The organism is Nocardioides dongkuii (genome assembly GCF_014127485.1).
In the GTDB taxonomy this organism is placed as follows: domain Bacteria; phylum Actinomycetota; class Actinomycetes; order Propionibacteriales; family Nocardioidaceae; genus Nocardioides; species Nocardioides dongkuii.
This window is the reverse complement of the sequence record NZ_CP059903.1, coordinates 1,899,376-1,916,405: the sequence shown is the minus strand read 5'-3', so window position 1 is coordinate 1,916,405 and position 17,030 is coordinate 1,899,376. Positions and strand designations below refer to the sequence as shown.

16 protein-coding genes are annotated in these 17,030 nt (G+C 73.9%); 4 read left to right on the top strand and 12 right to left on the bottom strand.

Going from position 1 to position 17,030, the window contains the following annotated elements; all coding sequences use genetic code 11:
* The first annotated feature begins 80 nt into the window (after positions 1 to 80).
* Positions 81 to 2,279, top strand: a complete 2,199-nt coding sequence (locus H4O22_RS09235) for a DUF5979 domain-containing protein (protein ID WP_182526693.1) — start codon at positions 81 to 83, stop codon at positions 2,277 to 2,279.
* A gap of 10 nt (positions 2,280 to 2,289) precedes the next feature.
* On the opposite strand, the gene hrpB is transcribed toward H4O22_RS09235, so the two are convergent.
* Positions 2,290 to 4,800, bottom strand: a complete 2,511-nt coding sequence (gene hrpB, locus H4O22_RS09230) for an ATP-dependent helicase HrpB (protein WP_182526692.1) — start codon at positions 4,798 to 4,800, stop codon at positions 2,290 to 2,292.
* Between the two features lie 141 nt (positions 4,801 to 4,941).
* Between hrpB and H4O22_RS09225 the strand changes: the two genes are divergently transcribed.
* The gene (locus tag H4O22_RS09225; protein ID WP_182526691.1) at positions 4,942 to 5,769 is read left to right on the top strand and encodes a class I SAM-dependent methyltransferase; all 828 of its coding nucleotides are present in this window, start codon (positions 4,942 to 4,944) and stop codon (positions 5,767 to 5,769) included.
* 95 nt (positions 5,770 to 5,864) lie between these two features.
* Here the strand turns inward: H4O22_RS09225 and H4O22_RS09220 are convergent, their stop codons facing one another.
* From H4O22_RS09220 to H4O22_RS09170, 10 genes are all read right to left on the bottom strand, one after another.
* Positions 5,865 to 6,146, bottom strand: a complete 282-nt coding sequence (locus H4O22_RS09220) for a hypothetical protein (protein WP_182526690.1) — start codon at positions 6,144 to 6,146, stop codon at positions 5,865 to 5,867.
* Positions 6,147 to 6,259: 113 nt separating this feature from the next.
* Positions 6,260 to 6,604, bottom strand: a complete 345-nt coding sequence (locus tag H4O22_RS09215) for a type II toxin-antitoxin system HicB family antitoxin (RefSeq protein WP_182526689.1) — start codon at positions 6,602 to 6,604, stop codon at positions 6,260 to 6,262.
* Positions 6,605 to 7,165: 561 nt separating this feature from the next.
* Complete coding sequence (locus H4O22_RS09205; protein ID WP_182526688.1) at positions 7,166 to 7,342, bottom strand: YbdD/YjiX family protein; 177 nt, start codon at positions 7,340 to 7,342, stop codon at positions 7,166 to 7,168.
* Entirely contained in the window at positions 7,339 to 9,555 is a 2,217-nt protein-coding gene (locus H4O22_RS09200; protein ID WP_182526687.1) for a carbon starvation CstA family protein, read from the bottom strand. Before H4O22_RS09200 ends, H4O22_RS09205 begins: the two co-directional genes overlap by 4 nt.
* Before the next feature lie 74 nt (positions 9,556 to 9,629).
* The gene (locus tag H4O22_RS09195) at positions 9,630 to 10,619 is read right to left on the bottom strand and encodes an LLM class flavin-dependent oxidoreductase (RefSeq protein ID WP_182526686.1); all 990 of its coding nucleotides are present in this window, start codon (positions 10,617 to 10,619) and stop codon (positions 9,630 to 9,632) included.
* Positions 10,620 to 10,673: 54 nt separating this feature from the next.
* Positions 10,674 to 11,960 (bottom strand): dihydroorotase, encoded by a 1,287-nt coding sequence (locus H4O22_RS09190; RefSeq protein ID WP_182526685.1) that lies wholly within the window; start codon positions 11,958 to 11,960, stop codon positions 10,674 to 10,676.
* Positions 11,957 to 12,913, bottom strand: a complete 957-nt coding sequence (locus H4O22_RS09185) for an aspartate carbamoyltransferase catalytic subunit (RefSeq protein ID WP_182526684.1) — start codon at positions 12,911 to 12,913, stop codon at positions 11,957 to 11,959. Before H4O22_RS09185 ends, H4O22_RS09190 begins: the two co-directional genes overlap by 4 nt.
* A complete protein-coding gene (gene pyrR, locus H4O22_RS09180; protein ID WP_182526683.1) occupies positions 12,910 to 13,500 on the bottom strand; it encodes a bifunctional pyr operon transcriptional regulator/uracil phosphoribosyltransferase PyrR in 591 nt (196 codons plus the stop codon). The genes H4O22_RS09185 and pyrR overlap by 4 nt, the downstream gene beginning before the upstream one ends.
* A 91-nt stretch (positions 13,501 to 13,591) precedes the next feature.
* Positions 13,592 to 14,608 carry an NADPH:quinone reductase gene (locus tag H4O22_RS09175; protein ID WP_182526682.1) on the bottom strand — a complete coding sequence of 339 codons (1,017 nt, stop codon included), beginning with the start codon at positions 14,606 to 14,608 and terminating at the stop codon, positions 13,592 to 13,594.
* A gap of 107 nt (positions 14,609 to 14,715) precedes the next feature.
* Positions 14,716 to 15,207 (bottom strand): cupin domain-containing protein, encoded by a 492-nt coding sequence (locus H4O22_RS09170; RefSeq protein WP_227466689.1) that lies wholly within the window; start codon positions 15,205 to 15,207, stop codon positions 14,716 to 14,718.
* Positions 15,208 to 15,264: 57 nt separating this feature from the next.
* Between H4O22_RS09170 and H4O22_RS09165 the strand changes: the two genes are divergently transcribed.
* A complete protein-coding gene (locus H4O22_RS09165) occupies positions 15,265 to 15,930 on the top strand; it encodes a TetR/AcrR family transcriptional regulator (RefSeq protein ID WP_244963172.1) in 666 nt (221 codons plus the stop codon).
* 67 nt (positions 15,931 to 15,997) lie between these two features.
* Entirely contained in the window at positions 15,998 to 16,405 is a 408-nt protein-coding gene (locus H4O22_RS09160; RefSeq protein WP_182526679.1) for a PPOX class F420-dependent oxidoreductase, read from the top strand.
* Positions 16,406 to 16,550: 145 nt separating this feature from the next.
* On the opposite strand, the gene H4O22_RS09155 is transcribed toward H4O22_RS09160, so the two are convergent.
* A complete protein-coding gene (locus H4O22_RS09155) occupies positions 16,551 to 16,994 on the bottom strand; it encodes a hypothetical protein (RefSeq protein WP_182526678.1) in 444 nt (147 codons plus the stop codon).
* Positions 16,995 to 17,030 lie beyond the last annotated feature (36 nt).

The window sequence follows — 17,030 nt, the reverse complement described above, 5'->3', positions numbered from 1 at the left end:
CTGGTGTGACGTCGCTTGTGCGGGGATGCAGAGCGGCCTGAGAGCAGGTCCTGCCCACCGCTCTCGGGAGGTGGACGTCCATGAGCTCGATCCTGACGACCCGGCCGGCAAGGGCGCTCCGCGTCGCCGTCGTGCTGACCCTGACGAGCGTGCTCCTGGTGGTGGGACGCCCGGCACAGGCCAAGCCGATCGTCGATGAGGACCCAGCCCCGACGCCGCGCTCGGCCTTCACCGAGCTGCAGGTCGGGACCATCAGCGGGGACCTGGGAACCGACGTCAGCTCCTACAATGCCCCCGCCGGCTTCGATCCGCTCGGCGGATACCCGGCGACGGTGCCCGCCGGGTCGACCGCCAACCCCCGCGACTACTTCGGCCTCATCCAGGCGTTCGACTCCTCGGGGACCCAGGCCCTGACCTACTGCATCGACCTCTTCACCAGCACCGGGGCCGGCGTCAACTACGAGCGCGGTGAGTGGAACGAGGCCAACGTGCCCAACCTCGGCGACGTCGGCTACATCCTGGAGAACTACTACCCGACCGTGCCCGACCTGCCCGCGGGCGTGCCCGACACCGTCAAGGCCGCGGCCGTGCAGGCCGCGATCTGGTTCTTCACCGACAACCTGGTGCTCGACGCCACCCAGGAGCCGCAGATGTACGCGCTCGTCTCGGCCATCGTCGCCGACGCCCTCGCGAACAGTCCGGCGACGGAGCCCGCGCCGCCGGCGCTGAGCATCTCGCCTGCGTCCGCGTCGGCACCGTCGACGGGCGAGCTGGTCGGTCCGTTCACGGTCACCGCAGACGGCCCCTCGACGCTCCGCCTCCAAGGGGTGGAGGTCTTCAGCGACGCCGCGGGCACCCAGCAGCTGGTGGCGGGAGACACGGTTCCCGCCGGTGCGCGGCTCTGGGTCCGCACGATCAGCCCCGACACGCCACAGGGCTTCGCCCTGGAACGCGCGCTGACGGTCCCGGAGAGCACCGTCTACGTCTACGACGGCACCAATCCGGGTCGGACGGACGCCCAGAAGCTGATCCTCGCGCAGACGAAGACGCTCGAGGTCGTCGCCGGGGTGCGGATCACCCCGTACGCCGCCGGGGGCATCGACGTCATCAAGACGATCAGTGGTGCCGGCGCCGGGCGGCAGGACCCGGTGGTCATCCGCGTCGTGTGCACCCCGGCCGACGGGGGCGCGCCGGTCGAGCGCCGGGTCAGGATCCCTGCCGGCAGGCGCGCGGGTTCCCGGACCGTCGCGGTCACCGGGCTGCCCGCCGGCGCCACCTGCCGGATCACCGAGCCGCGGAACGGCGAGAACCGCCGGGTCAACCTCACCGCGACCTCCATCGAGCCGAGGAACGTGACGATCGCCGAGGGCGCGGTCACCCCGGTCGCGGTCACGAACACCTACGAGGCCCAACCGAGCGTCCTGAGCCGTACCTCCGACAAGCGGGTCAGGCCGGGTGAGCCCCTCTACGACCGGGTCCGCCTGACCGGTCTCGCGCGCGGGACGACGGTGCCGGCGACGGCCCGTCTCCACGGCCCCTTCGCCTCCCTGTCCGCAGCGACCTGCCGGCCGGGGACCCTGGCGCGGACGGTCACCTGGCGCGCGGGCGCCGGGTGGTCCCGGTCGCCGGCCGTGCGGGTGCGCGCACCCGGTGTCTACACCTGGCAGGTCAGCACCCAGCGGACCGCGGCGAACGGTGCCGCGACGACGCGGTGCGGCGTGGCCGCGGAGACCACGACGGTCGCGAAGGCGCCGTACCGGGCTCCGGTGGTCGCCGGCGGGTTCTCCGGCACCCTGCCGCGCTCCGCCCCGTGGTCCGCGCGCGTGGCGCCGACGGTCATCCGGGCCCCGAGGATCGGCCTCGACGCGACCGTCGTGCCCACCACGATCACGCGTGGAGAGATGCGCCTGCCCGGGGACGTGGGCGTCACCGGCTGGCTGCGCAGGTCGGCGGGGCTCGGTGACCGGATCGGCGCCGCCGTGGTGGCCGGGCACGTCTCGGACCGGCAGGACCGGCCCGGTGCGCTGTGGGGCCTGAGCCGAGCCAGGAAGGGCCAGTTCGTCACCGTGGCCAAGGGCGGCACGACCCACCGCTACCGGGTGAGCAGCACCGCCAGGTTCGAGCGGACGCGGCGCCTGCCGCAGCGGCTCTTCACCACGACCGGCGCGCACCGGCTGGTGCTGATCAGCTGCACCGACCGGGTCGTCTACGGCAACGGGCGCTTCCACTACACCAAGTACCAGGTGGTCGTCGCCCGGCGGGTCGGCGGGCAGCGCTGACCGCACGGTCTCACGGTCGGCGCCGCCGGCCTCGTTCCGGCGGCGCCGACCACGGGTCCTCCGGCCACGCGTGCTTCGGGTACCGCCCGCGCAGCTCGGCCCGCACCTGCGGGTAGCCGGTCGCCCAGAACGACGCGAGGTCGGCCGTCACCGCGACCGGCCGGCGGGCCGGGGAGAGCAGGTGGACCAGGACCGGCACCCGTCCGTCGGCCAGCCGCGGCGTCGCCGCCCAGCCGAAGGTCTCCTGCAGGCGTACGGCGAGCACCGGCTGGTCGCCGTCGTAGTCCACCCGCACGGTCGCGCCGCTCGGCACCGCCAGCCGCTCCGGCGCGAGCTCGTCGAGCCGACCCGCCTCGGGCCACGGGAGCAGCCGGCGCAGCGCGGCCAGCACGTCGACCCGGCCCAGGTCGCGCGTCGTGCGGATCCGCGCGAGGGCGGGTCCGAGCCAGGCCTCCACGTCCGCCGACAGCGCCTGGTCGGAGACGTCCGGCCACGGCTCCCCCAGGACCCGGTGCAGGAAGGCGAGCCGGGCCCGCAGGCCCCGCGCGGCGTCGGTCCAGGGCAGCACGTCGAGGCCCTCCTGCTCCAGCCCCTCGCGCACGGCGGCGGCCACCCGCTCGGCGGGCGGCTCGGTGAGCGTGACCGAGGCCAGCTCGACGGCGCCCAGCCGGGTGACCCGGCGGGCCACGACCCGGCCGTCGTGCCAGGTCACCTCGTCGTCCTCGGTCCAGCGGGCGGCCGCGGCCTCCAGCGCGAGCTCCTCGTCGACCGGGGCGGCGGAGCGGATCGTCGCGTCCCGGTCCCCCGGCCGCCGGTCCACGTCGGCGACCGCCAGCCAGACGCTCCCGGCCAGCGCGGACCCGGGCGCCAGCACCGCGCCGGTGCCGCCGACCATCAGGTACGACGTGCCGCCCGGGCGCCGCCGGGCCACCCGGTCCGGGTGGGCGAGCGCCACCACGGCACCGACCGCGAGGTCGTCGGTCAGCCGGTCGGCGGGCGCCGCTCCCCCCGGCACCTGCGTCGCGAGCTGCTCGACCGTCGTCCTCCAGGCGGGCGTCCCCGGCCCGCCGCGCCGCAGCGACCGGAGCGCCGCGACCAGGTCGCCCCCCGGGGTGCGGACGTCCTCGGCGAGCATCGCCACCACCTCGGCGGCGCGGCGCGCGCCGACGGCCGCCGCTCCGTCGAGGAGCGCGCGTCCGAGCCGCGGGTCGGCCGGCACCCCGGCGATCGCGCGGCCCCGGTCGGTCACCGCGCCGTCCGGGCCGAGCGCGCCGAGGTCGGCGAGGACCGCGTGCGCGGCCGCCAGGGCCGAGGCGGGCGGCGGGTCGGGCAGCGTCAGCCCGCTGCCGTCGGGGCTCCCCCAGACGGCGAGCTCCAGCGCGAACCCGGTCAGGTCGGCGACCGCGATCTCCGGGTCCGGGTGCGCGGCGAGGTGGGCGTGCTCGGCCTCGGACCAGCACCGGTAGGCGGCACCCGGGGCCTCCCGGCCGGCACGGCCGGCGCGCTGCACGGCGGCGGCCCGGCTCACCGGGACCGTGACCAGGCCGGCCAGCCCGCGCCGGTGGTCGGTGTGCGGCCGGCGGACCAACCCCGCGTCGACCACGCTGCGTACGCCGGGGACGGTGAGCGACGACTCCGCGACCGCGGTGGAGACCACCACGCGGCGGCGCTCGCCCGCGACCAGCGCCAGGTCCTGCTGGGCGGCCGGCAACCGTCCGTGCAGGGGCCGGACGTCGACTGCTCCCCCGGCGACGCCGGCCAGCCGGCGTACCACCCCGTCGACCTCGGCCACCCCGGGCAGGAACGCGAGCACGTCACCCGGCCGCTCGGCCAGCGCACGGCGGACCGTCGCCGCGACGTGGTCGAGGAAGGCGGGGGTCGTCCCCCGGTCGTCGGCGCGGCGTACGCCGGGCGGCGGCGGCGCCCAGACCTCCGTCACGGGGTGCTGGACGCCGGGCACCTCGACCACCGGCACCGGCGGCGCGCCGAGCAGCGCGGCGAACCGGGCGGACTCCACGGTCGCCGACATCGCCACCAGGCGGAGGTCGTCGCGGAGGTGGGCGCGCACGTCGATGAGCAGCGCCAGCAGCAGGTCCGCGTCGAGCGCCCGCTCGTGGACCTCGTCCAGCACCACCGCGGCGACCCCGGGCAGGTCCGGGTCACGCTGCAGCCTCCGGAGCAGCACGCCGGTGGTGACCATCTCGACCCGGGTGGAGGAGGACGAGCGGCGGTCGCCGCGGACGGCGTACCCCACGGTCCGCCCGACCGGCTCGCCGAGCAGGTGCGCCAGCCGGCGGGCCGCGGCGCGGGCGGCGATCCGGCGGGGCTGGGTGACCACCACCCGGCCCGGGCCGAGCGCGGCGACCGCCGGCGGGACCAGCGTGGTCTTGCCGGTCCCCGGCGGGGCCTGGACCACGACCGCGCCCCGGTCGCGCAGCCCGGCGAGCACGGCCTCCAGGCCGGCCACCACCGGCAGGTCCGGCGGCGCCGCGAGCAGGCGCTGGAGGTGGTCTGGGGGCACGGGCCCCAGTCTCCCCTTCCCGGTGCCGGCGGCCCGACCTGGGCAGCCGGCGGTCCCGAGATGGGCAACCGCTGCGGATCCGGACGCGGGTCGGGACGCCTAGGAAGGAGGTGTCAACCCCGAGAACGAAGGAGCACCACCATGAGCACCACCACCGACCTCGCCGCCGACCGGGCGCTGAAGGCCAAGCACCGCGCCGTCTGGGCCCTCGGCGACTACCCGGCCGTCGCCGCCGAGATCATCTCGGACCTCGGCCCGACCCTCGTCGAGGCGTGCCGGATCGCGCCCGGCGACCGCGTGCTCGACGTCGCCGCGGGATCCGGGAACGTCGCCGTCCCGGCGGCCGCGGCCGGCGCGAGCGTCGTCGCGTCCGACCTCACCCCGGAGCTCCTCGACGTGGGGCGGCGGCACGCTGCCGACGCGGGCGTCGAGGTCGAGTGGGCCGAGGGCGACGCCGAGGCGCTGCCGTACGCCGACCACACCTTCGACGTGGTCACCTCGAGCGTCGGCGTGATGTTCGCACCGCACCACCAGGCGGCTGCCGACGAGCTGGTCCGGGTCTGCCGCCCCGGCGGTCGGATCGGGCTGATCTCGTGGACCCCGGAGGGGTACATCGGCCAGATGTTCGCGACCATGAAGGGGTACGTCGCGCCGCCGCCGCCCGGCGTGCAGCCGCCGCCGCTGTGGGGCTCCGAGGAGCACGTGCGCGGCCTGCTCGGCGACCGCGTCGTCGACCTCGTCGCCGAGCGGCGGTCGCTGCCCGTGCGGAGGTTCGCGACCGGGGCGGAGCTCCGCGACTACTTCAAGGCCCGCTACGGCCCGACGATCGCGGCGTACCGCGGGATCGCGGACCAGCCCGAGCGGGTCGCCGAGCTCGACGCCGCGCTCGCCGCCCTGCCGGACCGGTTCGGCGGGGTCACCCAGCTGGACTGGGAGTACCTGCTGGTCACCGCCCGCACCGCAGGCTGAGCTCTTACCGGGTGTGTCCCCTGTGGTCGGGACTGCGGTAGCGCGCCTCGACGGCACCGTGGACATGGAAGCGGTGGTGGATGCTCAGGAGCGACTCATCTGCGTTTCGGTGCACCACGGTCCCACCAGTCGCGCGGCGGACCCTCATGAATCAGCTGCGCGGCAAACTCGACGTCAGCGAGGTTGCAGAACTTCCAGAGCTCCTTCGCCGCCCGGCTGTACTGGAAGACGATCTGATCAGTCTCGAACGCGTCGAGTTCGCCGGCGCGGAAACTGTCCGCGGCTTCGCCCACCCGCTGGAGGAGCGAGGCCAGCTGCGCCTCGTGATAGGCGGCAACCGCCTCGCGGGCGGCTCGTCGCTCCGACTTGGTCGACATGGCAACGAGGCTACTGAGCCGACGTCGGCAGGGGACCCGCGATGTGGTGATGACATCGCGGTCACTCGTGAACATGCTCCATGTCCTGGAAGTCGAGCATCATCTGAGGAGATTCAGCCGGAGGCCAGCTTCTTCACGACGTACTGGTTGAGGCTCAGGCCGTCCTCTGCCGCGTGGATGACGAGGTCGCGGTGGAGACCTTGACCGATGCGGACGTTGAACGTGCCGGAGTACGTCCGCTCGGAGAATGGGACCGGGGCCTTTTCGCCTTGCTCGGCCATGTCGACGAGCACGTCGCTGAGCACTGCCTCGAGTCCCTGGAGTGCCTCGATCTGGGTGGGTGCGAGCCAGGACAGCGAGGGGAACTCCAGACAGGTGGCGACGAACTCGTTGTCCTCGGCCGACCAGGTGACTCGGTAGCTGTAGTGGGACACGTCCACTCGGGTCTGGGTCTGCATCAGATCGCCTCCTTCTTGTCGATCGCCTTGAGGACCTGGCGCACCTGGTACGCCTTGGCCTTCCCTTTGTCGTTCTGGATGTTCACCCGCGGGTCACCGGGCCACGGAGTCTTGAACACGAGGTGGGAGCCGCCGCTCTGTCGGGGTTCCCGAAGTAGAGCTCGCACACCGACCTGAGGTCGTTGAAGGCGATTCCCTGCGGGTTGGCCCGCATCGCCTTGACGATCTTGTCGACGGACGGCACCATCCAGATGGTACTACCCGCAGTACTCCAGCCAACACCGCTAGTCACCCGCACCTCCGCGAACCCCACGACCGCAGCACGCGCGCAGCGGCAGAAGCGGTCGCGCGAGTCGTGGAAGGAGCGGACGGCTGCCTCAGCGCTGAGCCGTACATGTAACGCGGTATCCACTGCTCTCCCGCGGTGCTGCAGCACCGCGGAAGAGTGGTGGACACCGCGTTACAGCTGGCGGTGTGACCTCGCAGGGGCGAGAGCGCGCTCATCGGCATGAGAGCGCGTTTCTCGCGGGCCTCAATACCCGGGACATGGGACACACCCAGTTAGCAGCAGCGACCCTGCGTCGAGCGCTCCCGGTGGTCGTCGCGGTGCCGCTCGAACGCGCGGCGGCTCATCGGCGCGGTGCCGTCGCGGGCGCAGCGCTCGAGGTAGTCGTCCCACCGGGCCTCCCCGCTCAGCTCGCGGAGGTACCAGCGCAGCCCGGCCAGGACGCGCGTCACCGCCGGCTCCCCGCGCCGCCGGCGCCCGCCACCCGGTCGGCCTCCCGCTCGGCCTCCCAGGCGGCGACCGCCTCCTTCTCCTCCGGGGTGGCCAGGAAGTCGGCCGGCGCGACCAGGTGGGAGGGCTGGGCCGGGACCTCGGTGGTCGGGAGCGAGCCCGCCCGCAGCGCCCGGACCCACACGAGGGCGGCGTTGGCGACGATGACCAGCACGAGCACGGCGAAGGCGGCCTGGAGGACACCGTTCACGGTGGAGTTCGTGACCACGGTGTCCATCTGCCCGGCGTCGGCGGCGGGGGCGAGCACCTCGCCCGCGTCGCGGGCGTCGCGGTAGCGGTCGGCCTGGGCGAAGTAGCCGATCAGCGGGTCGGAGGAGAACACCTTCTGGTAGCTCGCGGTCATCGTGGTGACCAGGTCCCAGACCAGCGGGACGGCCGGGACCCAGACCCACTTCGCCCAGCCGTGCTTGAGGAAGAGCGTCACGCAGAGGGTGAGCGCGATCGCGGCGAGCAGCTGGTTGGCGATCCCGAAGAGCGGGAAGAGCTGGTTGATCCCGCCGAGGGGGTCGGTGACCCCGACGTACAGCATGTAGCCCCAGCAGGCGACGACCACGGCGGAGGCGCTCCAGGCGGCGGGCTTCCAGGAGGTGTCGGCGTACCGCGTCCAGACGTTGCCGATGGTGTCCTGGAGCATGAACCGGCCCACCCGGGTGCCGGCGTCGACGGCGGTGAGGATGAACAGCGCCTCGAACATGATCGCGAAGTGGTACCAGAACGCCGCGCCCCCGCCGCCGAAGGCGTCGCTGAAGATCGTCGCGATGCCCAGCGCGAGGGTGGGCGCGCCGCCGGTCCGGGAGACCAGGTCCTCCTCGACCGCGGCCGTGGCCGCCTCCAGCTGTCCCGGGGTCAGGGTGAACCCGAGGCCGTTGACGAACTCGACGGCGCCCTCGATCGTGCCGCCGGTGGCACCGCCGGGGGCGTTCATCGCGAAGTAGATGCCCTGGTCGATCACGGAGGCGGCGATCAGCGCCGAGATGGCCACGAAGGACTCCATCAGCATCCCGCCGTACCCGATCATCCGGACGTGGCTCTCCTTCTCGATCATCTTCGGGGTGGTCCCGGAGGCGATCAGGGCGTGGAAGCCGGAGAGGGCGCCGCAGGCGATGGTGATGAAGAGGAACGGGAAGAGCGACCCCGCGAAGACCGGCCCGTCGCCGTTGCTCGCGAACGACGTGACCGCCTCGTTCTGCAGCGACGGCCGGGCCAGCACCAGGCCCACGGCGAGCAGCAGGATCACGCCGATCTTCATGAACGTCGAGAGGTAGTCCCGCGGGGTGAGGAGCATCCAGACCGGGAGCACCGAGGCGATGAAGCCGTAGACCACCAGGCAGATGGTCAGCGTCTCCTTGGACAGCGTCAGCGCCCCGTCCAGGCCCCAGGCCTCGACGTACCCGCCGCCGATGATGGCGAGCAGGAGCAGGACGACGCCGATGCCGGTGACCTCCAGGACCCGGCCGGGGCGCAGGAAGCGCAGGTAGAAGCCCATGAACAGCGCGACCGGGATGGTCAGCCCGATCGAGAAGACGCCCCAGGGCGACTCGGCGAGCGCGTTGACGACCACCAGCGAGAGCACCGCCAGGATGATGATCATGATCGAGAACACCGCGATCAGCGCGGCGATGCCGCCCACGACGCCGATCTCCTCGCGGACCATCTGGCCCAGGCTCTTGCCGTCGCGGCGCATCGAGAGGAACAGGACGACCATGTCCTGCACTGCGCCGGCGAAGATGACGCCGACGATGATCCAGACGGTGCCCGGCAGGTAGCCCATCTGCGCCGCGAGCACCGGGCCGACCAGCGGGCCCGCGCCGGCGATGGCCGCGAAGTGGTGGCCGAAGAGCACCCGGCGGTCGGTGACCTCGAAGTCGGTGCCGTTGCCGAGGCGCTCCGCGGGCGTCGCACGGCTGTTGTCGAGCCGCAGCACCCGCCGGGCGATGAACCGGGAGTAGAAGCGGTAGGCGATGGCGTACGACGACAGCGCCGCGAACAGGATCCACAGCGCGGAGACGTCCTCGCCCCGGCTGAGCGCCAGCACCGCCCAGCAGACGGCGCCGACGAGGGCGACGGCGGTCCAGATCGCGATCGAGCGGGGCGAGGGGCGGCCCCGCTCCGCGCGCGACCCGGGCGGATCGGTCAGCGTGGTCGAGGTGCTCATGGGGCCTCCGGTCCGAGAGTGTGAGCAGCCTCACGCTACCCCTCGGCGGCCCTCCCCATGCGGACCCGCGGCGGTCAGACCCGGGCGGTCGCCATCGCCTCCGCCGCCAGCTCCACCGAGCGCAGCCGCGCCTCGGTGGTCGGAGCCTGGTGGGCGGTGATCAGCTCGTCGGCGCCGACCCGGTCCGCGAACGCGCGCAGGTAGGGGCCGACCTGGTCCGCTGTGCCGATCGCGGCGTAGGTGAACATCTGGTCCACGTGCGTGCCGGCACCCCGGCGCAGCAGCACGTCAGCCTCGACGTCGGAGAGGTCCTGGCCCCCGCCGAAGAGCCCGACGGCCATCGACCGCCGCATCGCGACGTGGTGCTCGTGCGCCTCCTCGGTGGTGTCGGCGGCGATCACGTTGACGCCGGCCACGACGTACGGCGCCTCGAGCTGGGCGGAGGGCCGGAACTCACGGCGGTACGCCGCGACGGCCGCCTCCAGCGCCTGCGGCGCGAAGTGGCTGGCGAAGGCGTAGGGCAGCCCGAGCTGCGCGGCGAGGTGCGCGCCGAACATCGAGGAGCCGAGGATGTAGAGCGGCACCTGCGAGTCACGCCCGGGCACCGCCTGGACCCCGGGCACCCGCGACTCCCCCGTCAGGTAGCCCTGGAGCTCCAGGACGTCCTCGGGGAACCGGTCGGAGGACGACGGGTCGCGGCGCAGGGCGTACATGGTGTTCTGGTCCGAACCGGGCGCGCGGCCCAGGCCCAGGTCGATCCGGCCGGGGTACATCGCCTCGAGGGTGCCGAACTGCTCGGCGATGGTCAGCGGCGCGTGGTTCGGCAGCATCACGCCGCCGGCGCCGAGGCGGATCGTCGAGGTGTGCGCGCCGACGTGGGCGATCAGCACGCTGGTCGCGGACGAGGCGATGCGCGGCATGTTGTGGTGCTCGGCGTACCAGACCCGGCGGTAGCCGCTCGCCTCCGCCTGCTGGGCGAGGGCGACGCTGGCCGCGATGCTGCTGCGGACGCTCTCCCCCTTCGCGATGGGGGCCAGGTCGAGGACGGACAGCACGATGCTCATGCTGGTCCCCAACGTCGGCGGCGGCCGATCCCTTCCCCGGAAGGGATCGGCCGCTCAGGCGAGCTTGCCGTCCAGGACCGTGGGCCGGCCCCGCAGGAAGGTCGCGACCACCCGCCCGGGCAGCTCCATCCCGCGGTACGGCGTGTTCCGGCTCAGGCTGGCGGACTCTGTGGGGTCGATCGTGCGGCGCGCCGCCGGGTCGTAGAGCACGACGTTGGCCGGCGCCCCCACCTCGAGCGGGCGGCCGTGGTCGGCGACCCGGCCGATCCGCGCGGGGGCGTACGACATCCGCTCCGCGACGCCGGCCCAGTCGAGCAGGCCGGGGTCGACCATCGTCGCCTGCACGACCGACAGCGCGGTCTCCAGGCCGAGCATGCCGAACGCCGCGGCCGCCCACTCGCAGTCCTTGTCCTCGTGCGGGTGCGGCGCGTGGTCGGTGGCGACGATGTCGATCGTGCCGTCGGCGAGCCCGGCCCGCAGCGCCTCGACGTCGGCGGCGGTGCGCAGCGGCGGGTTCACCTTGTAGATCGGGTCGTAGGTCGCCGCCAGCTCGTCGGTCAGGATCAGGTGGTGCGGGCAGGCCTCGGCGGTGACGTCCACGCCCTTGCGCTTGGCCTCGCGCACGATCTCCACCGACCCCGCGGTGGACACGTGGCACACGTGCAGCCGGCTGCCGACGTGGGCCGCGAGCAGGCAGTCGCGCGCGATGATCGCCTCCTCGGCGACGGCGGGCCAGCCGGTCAGCCCGAGCCGGCCGGAGAGCTCGCCCTCGTTCATCTGGGCGCCCTCGGTGAGCCGGGGCTCCTGGGCGTGCTGGGCGACGACGCCGTCGAAGGCCTTGACGTACTCCAGCGCCCGGCGCATCAGCACCGCGTCGCTGACGCACTTCCCGTCGTCGGAGAAGACCCGCACCCGGGCGGCGGAGTCGGCCATCGCGCCGAGCTCGGCCAGCCGCTCGCCCTGCAGGCCCACGGTGACCGCGCCGACCGGGTAGACGTCGCAGAAGCCGGCCTCGCGGCCGAGCCGCCAGACCTGCTCGACGACCCCGGCGGTGTCCGCGACCGGCTCGGTGTTCGCCATCGCGTGGACCGCGGTGAACCCGCCCATCGCGGCGGCCTGGGTGCCGGTCTCCACGGTCTCGGCGTCCTCGCGGCCGGGCTCGCGCAGGTGGGTGTGCAGGTCGACCAGGCCGGGGAGCGCGACCAGCCCGGTCGCGTCGACGACCTCGGCGCCGTCCGCGGACAGCCCGGGGCCCATCTCGCGCACCACGCCGTCGGCGAGCAGCAGGTCGGTCGGCTCGCCGCCGAGGACGGCGGCGTTCTGGATCAGGTAGGTGGTCATTCCGCCTCGTTGCTAGAGCTGGTCGACCCGGCGGGCTCGCTGCCGCCGAGCAGCAGGTACAGGACGGCCATCCGCACGGCCACGCCGTTGGTGACCTGCTCGACGATCACCGAGCGCGGGGAGTCGGCGACGTCGGCGCTGATCTCCATGCCGCGGACCATCGGGCCGGGGTGCATCACGATCGTGTGGTCCTGCAGGGTCGCCATCCGGCGCCCGTCCAGGCCGTAGCGGCGGGAGTACTCGCGCGCGGTCGGGAAGAACCCGCCCTGCATCCGCTCGCGCTGCACCCGCAGCATCATCACCGCGTCCGCCTTCGGGATCACCGCGTCCAGGTCGTACGACGTCTCCACCGGCCAGCTCCCGATCCCGACCGGCAGCAGCGTCGGCGGCGCGACCAGCGTCACCTCGGCGCCCAGGGTCGCGAGCAGCAGCGCGTTGGAGCGGGCGACCCGGCTGTGCAGGACGTCGCCGACGATCGCGATCCGCCGGCCGTCGAGGCGGCCGAGGTGGCGGGTCATCGTGAACGCGTCGAGCAGCGCCTGGGTCGGGTGCTCGTGGGTGCCGTCGCCGGCGTTCACCACGCTGGAGCGCACCCAGCCGGAGTTCGCCAGCCGGTGCGGGGCGCCGCTGGCGCCGTGGCGCACCACGACCGCGTCGGCGCCCATCGCCTCCAGGGTCAGCGCCGTGTCCTTGAGGCTCTCGCCCTTGGACAGGCTGGACCCCTTGGCGGAGAAGTTGATGACGTCGGCGGAGAGCCGCTTGGCCGCGGCCTCGAAGGAGATCCGGGTGCGGGTGGAGTCCTCGAAGAACAGGTTGACCACCGTGCGGCCGCGCAGCGCGGGGAGCTTCTTGATCGGCCGGTCGGCCAGCTCGCGCAGCTCGGCGGCGGTGCTGAGGACCAGCTCGGCGTCGTCGCGGGTCAGGTCGCCCGCGCTGAGCAGGTGCCGCTTCACGGGGCCACCTCCTCGCGGGGGACGCCGAAGATCGTGACCGCGTCCACCTCGTCGATGCCGGCGAGGGTCACCCGCACCCGCTCGGCGAGCGAGGTGGGGAGGTTCTTGCCGACGAAGTCCGCACGGATCGGCAGCTCGCGGTGGCCGCGGTCGACCAGCACGGCGAGCCGCACCGCGCGGGGGCGGCCGAGGTCGTTGAGCGCGTCGAGCGCGGCCCGGATGGTGCGACCCGAGAACAGCACGTCGTCGACGAGCACCACGGTCCGGCCGTCGATGCCGCCCGGCGGGAGCTTGGTGGGCAGCAGCGCCCGCGCCGGCTTCATCCGCAGGTCGTCGCGGTACATCGTCACGTCGAGCGAGCCGACCGGGACGTCGTACCCCTCGACGGCGGCGACGCGCTCGGCGATCCGCTCGGCCAGGGGCACGCCGCGGGTCGGGATGCCGAGCAGCACCAGGTCGTCGGCGCCCTTGTTGCGCTCGAGGATCTCGTGGGAGATGCGGGTGAGTGCTCGGGCGATGTCACGAGCATCGAGGACCACGCGGCCCTCGGAGGGGCTGCCGTCAGCAGCCGCAGGCTGGGCACACACGAGTGCGCTTGACCTCCTTCTCCGCCTCACGGGACGGCTCGTTAAAGGATGTCGATCGCCCGCGACCCTACCCCAGCCGCCGGGCCGCCGCTCACTCCTCCGCGATGGCCAGCAGCACCTTCCCGATCGTGCCCTGCTCGACGGCGTCGTGGGCGGCCGCGGTCTGCTCGAGCGGGAAGTGGTGGAGCGGTACGCCGAAGTCCGCGCCGACCTGCAGCGCGCCGACGTCGACGGCCGCGTTGACGTCGGCGATCGCGATCTCGAGCAGGTCCGCGCCCAGCGTGTAGAGCAGCAGCCCCTGGAGCCGCAGGTTCTTCGCGAAGGTGTCGCGCACCGGGACGGTGGCCTCGGAGCCGCCGTTGTCGGCGTAGTAGGCGATGGTGCCGCGGTTGCGCAGCACGGCCACGTCGAGCGCGACGTTCTGCGCGAGCGCGACCTCGACCACCAGGTCGACGCCCTCGGGGCACATCGCCTGCACCTCGGCCGCCGTGTCGGCGACCCGGTAGTTGATGGTCTCGTGCGCGCCCGCGGCGACCGCCAGCGCGGCCTTCTCCTCGCTGCTCACCGTCGAGTAGACGGTCGCGCCCGCCCAGCGCGCGAGCTGCGTCGCGGCGGTGCCGACCGCGCCCGCTCCCCCGGCCACCAGGACCGTCATCCCCGACATCGTGCCCGGCGCGATCCGCTCGACGTCCTCGCCGGCGGTGAGGGCGCGGTGGGCGGTCACGGCGGGGACGCCGAGCGCCGCGCCGAGGTCGTAGGACGCCCCGACCGGCAGGTGCACGACCCGGTCGACCGGCTGGACCGTGTACTCGGCCGCGGTGCCGAGCCAGCGGCCGGACTGCGCCAGCACCAGCCACACCCGGTCGCCCTCGGCGAAGCCGACCACCCCGGGGCCGACCGCGTCGACCACGCCGGAGCCGTCCTGGCCCGGCGCGACCTCGTCGTACGGGCCGTTCTTGCCGGTGGCGCGGAACTTCCAGTCCGTGGGGTTGACCCCCGCCCGGAGCAGCCGCACCCGGACCTCGCCGGGACCCGGCTCGGGCAGGTCGAGGTCGACGAGCGACAGGACGGACGACGGACCGGGCTCGCGGTAGGTCACTGCGCGCATCGAGGGCCTCTTCTCTGGGATCGGTCGGGTCGATCGGCTGGGTTGATCGGCTGGGTCGCCGATGACCTACCGGTGACCGACGCCGGGCCGTCGCAATCCAGGCAGGCTCACTCCGGGATCGGCGGGCCGAGCACCTCGAGCCCGTAGCGCGGCCCGGCCTCCACCCACCGCGGGATCTCCACCTCGGGCGAGAGCCCGTCCGCCCCGGGCAGCCGCAGCTCGGTCGCCGGGATGCCGACCTCGTCGTACAGGTTGAGCAGGCCACCGGGTGCGGTGAGCGCCAGGAAGCGCGCCGGCACCTCGCCGCGGATCCGGAACGCGTGCGGCACGCCGGCCGGGAGGTACATGAAGCAGCCCGCATCGAGCTCGTGGGTCTCGTCGCCCGCGCGGTAGGACATCCGGCCCTCGAGCAGGAAGAAGGCCTCGGCCTCCCGGGCGTGCTGGTGGAGCGGGGTCGCGATGCCCGGTGGCTGGGTGACCATGGCGACTCCCAGGCCGACGGCGTCGCGCGGCGCCTCCAGGAGATGCTCGAACAGCGACCCCATGGCCCAGGTGCCGCGGCCCCCACCGGGCCGGGTGACGACGACGGACTCGGACATCGGCTGCTCCTCAATTCGATCCGAAGCACCTTCGGATCAATTGTTACGCTAAGTCGCGTGCCCCGCCCTGTCAACGGTTCCGCCCCCGCCTCCCGGGACCCCCGGCCGTACGACGCGCGCCGGCGCCAGGCGGCGGCCGAGGCCACCCGGCAGGCGGTGCTGGTCGCCGCGCACGAGCTCTTCTCGACCCGGGGCTACGCGGGCACGTCGGTCGCCGACGTGGCGCGGGCGGCGGGCGTCGCGGTCGACACCGTCTACGCCAGCGTGGGCCGCAAGCCCCGGCTGCTGCTCGCCGTCCACGACCTGGTGCTGGGCGAGGGGGCGGTGCCGTCCGACGTCCGTCAGCGCGCCTACGTCCAGCGGGTCCGCGCCGCCCCGGACGCCCGCACCAAGATCGCGGTGTACGCCGAGGCGATGGGCCGCCTGCTCCCCCGGACCGCTCCCCTGCTCGACGCGCTCCGGTCTGCGGCGGCGACCGACGACGAGTGCGCCGCGGTCTGGACCGAGCTCTCCGAGCGGCGCGCCGCGAACATGCGGCTGCTGGCCGCCGACCTCCGTGCGACCGGCGAGCTCCGCGACGACTTCACCGACGAGGAGGTGGCCGACCTCGTCTGGTCGCTCAACGGCCCGGAGTACTTCGGCCTCGTCTCCTCGCGCGGTCGAGGCCCGGAGGAGTACGCCGCGCTGCTGGCCGACGTCCTGACCCGGGTCCTCCTGCGCTGAGCGCGGGGAGGGTTTCTCACCCCGTCGGGTCGGGCACCGGTGGGCTCCGCGACCCGAGGAGCCCCCCATGCCCGAGCTGCCCTTCCCCGACGAGCTCCGCGACCTGCTCCGCAAGCCGAACCCGTCCGTCGTCGCGACCCTCCGGAAGGACGGCCAGCCCGTGTCGGTGGCGACCTGGTACCTGCTCGAGGACGACGACCGGGTGCTGCTCAACATGGACCACACCCGCGTGCGCCTCCAGCACCTGCGCCGGGACCCGCGGCTCTCGCTGACCGTGCTCGACGAGGCCGACTGGTACACCCACGTCTCGCTGCAGGGGCGGATCGTCGAGATGGCCGACGACACCGAGCTCACCGACATCGACCGGCTCAGCACCCACTACGGCGGCAGCCCCTACCCCGACCGCCAGAGCCCGCGGGTCAGCGCGTGGATGCAGATCGACCGCTGGCACGGCTGGGGTGCCGCGAAGAGCTGACCGTCCTCGCGCGCCGTCCGTCCCCGGACGTCATACGACCTGGTCGCTACTGCCGCCGTCTCGCATAACGTCCCACGGGACGTCGTACGACGTGGTCGCTATTGCCGCCGTCTCGTATGACGTCCCGGCGGCGGCAGCGGCAGCGTCAGCGCTTGAGGCCCTGCGTCGCCCAGACGTGACCCCAGGGGTCGACCTCGAGGAGCACCCGGTCCCGGGCCTCGCCGAGCGCGCACGCGGCCCAGACCACCGCCCAGAGCCCGCCGGTGAGCAGCGTCATGATCGCGTGGGCGGCATGGGCGGGACGCCGCCGGTAGGACAGCACCACGCCCGACGGACCCTCGTGGACGACCGTGGCCCCGTTCGTGAGCACCTGGTCCTCGACCGCGAGGCCGAGCACCCGCTGCCGGGTCTCGACGCTCTCCTCGGGGTCACGGTGCAGCGGCTCGGCGACCTCCAGCCGCGAGGGACGCAGGGAGTACGCCGCGCGGGCCCACCGGCGTCCGGTCCAGCGGCGCCAGCGGGTGCCGTCCCACTGCAGCTCGCCGCTGACCCGGCGACCCTTCCGGGTGCGGTTCATGGTGACGCTCATGCAGCCATCCTCGCGGTTCCCGCCCCGGTCGGGGCG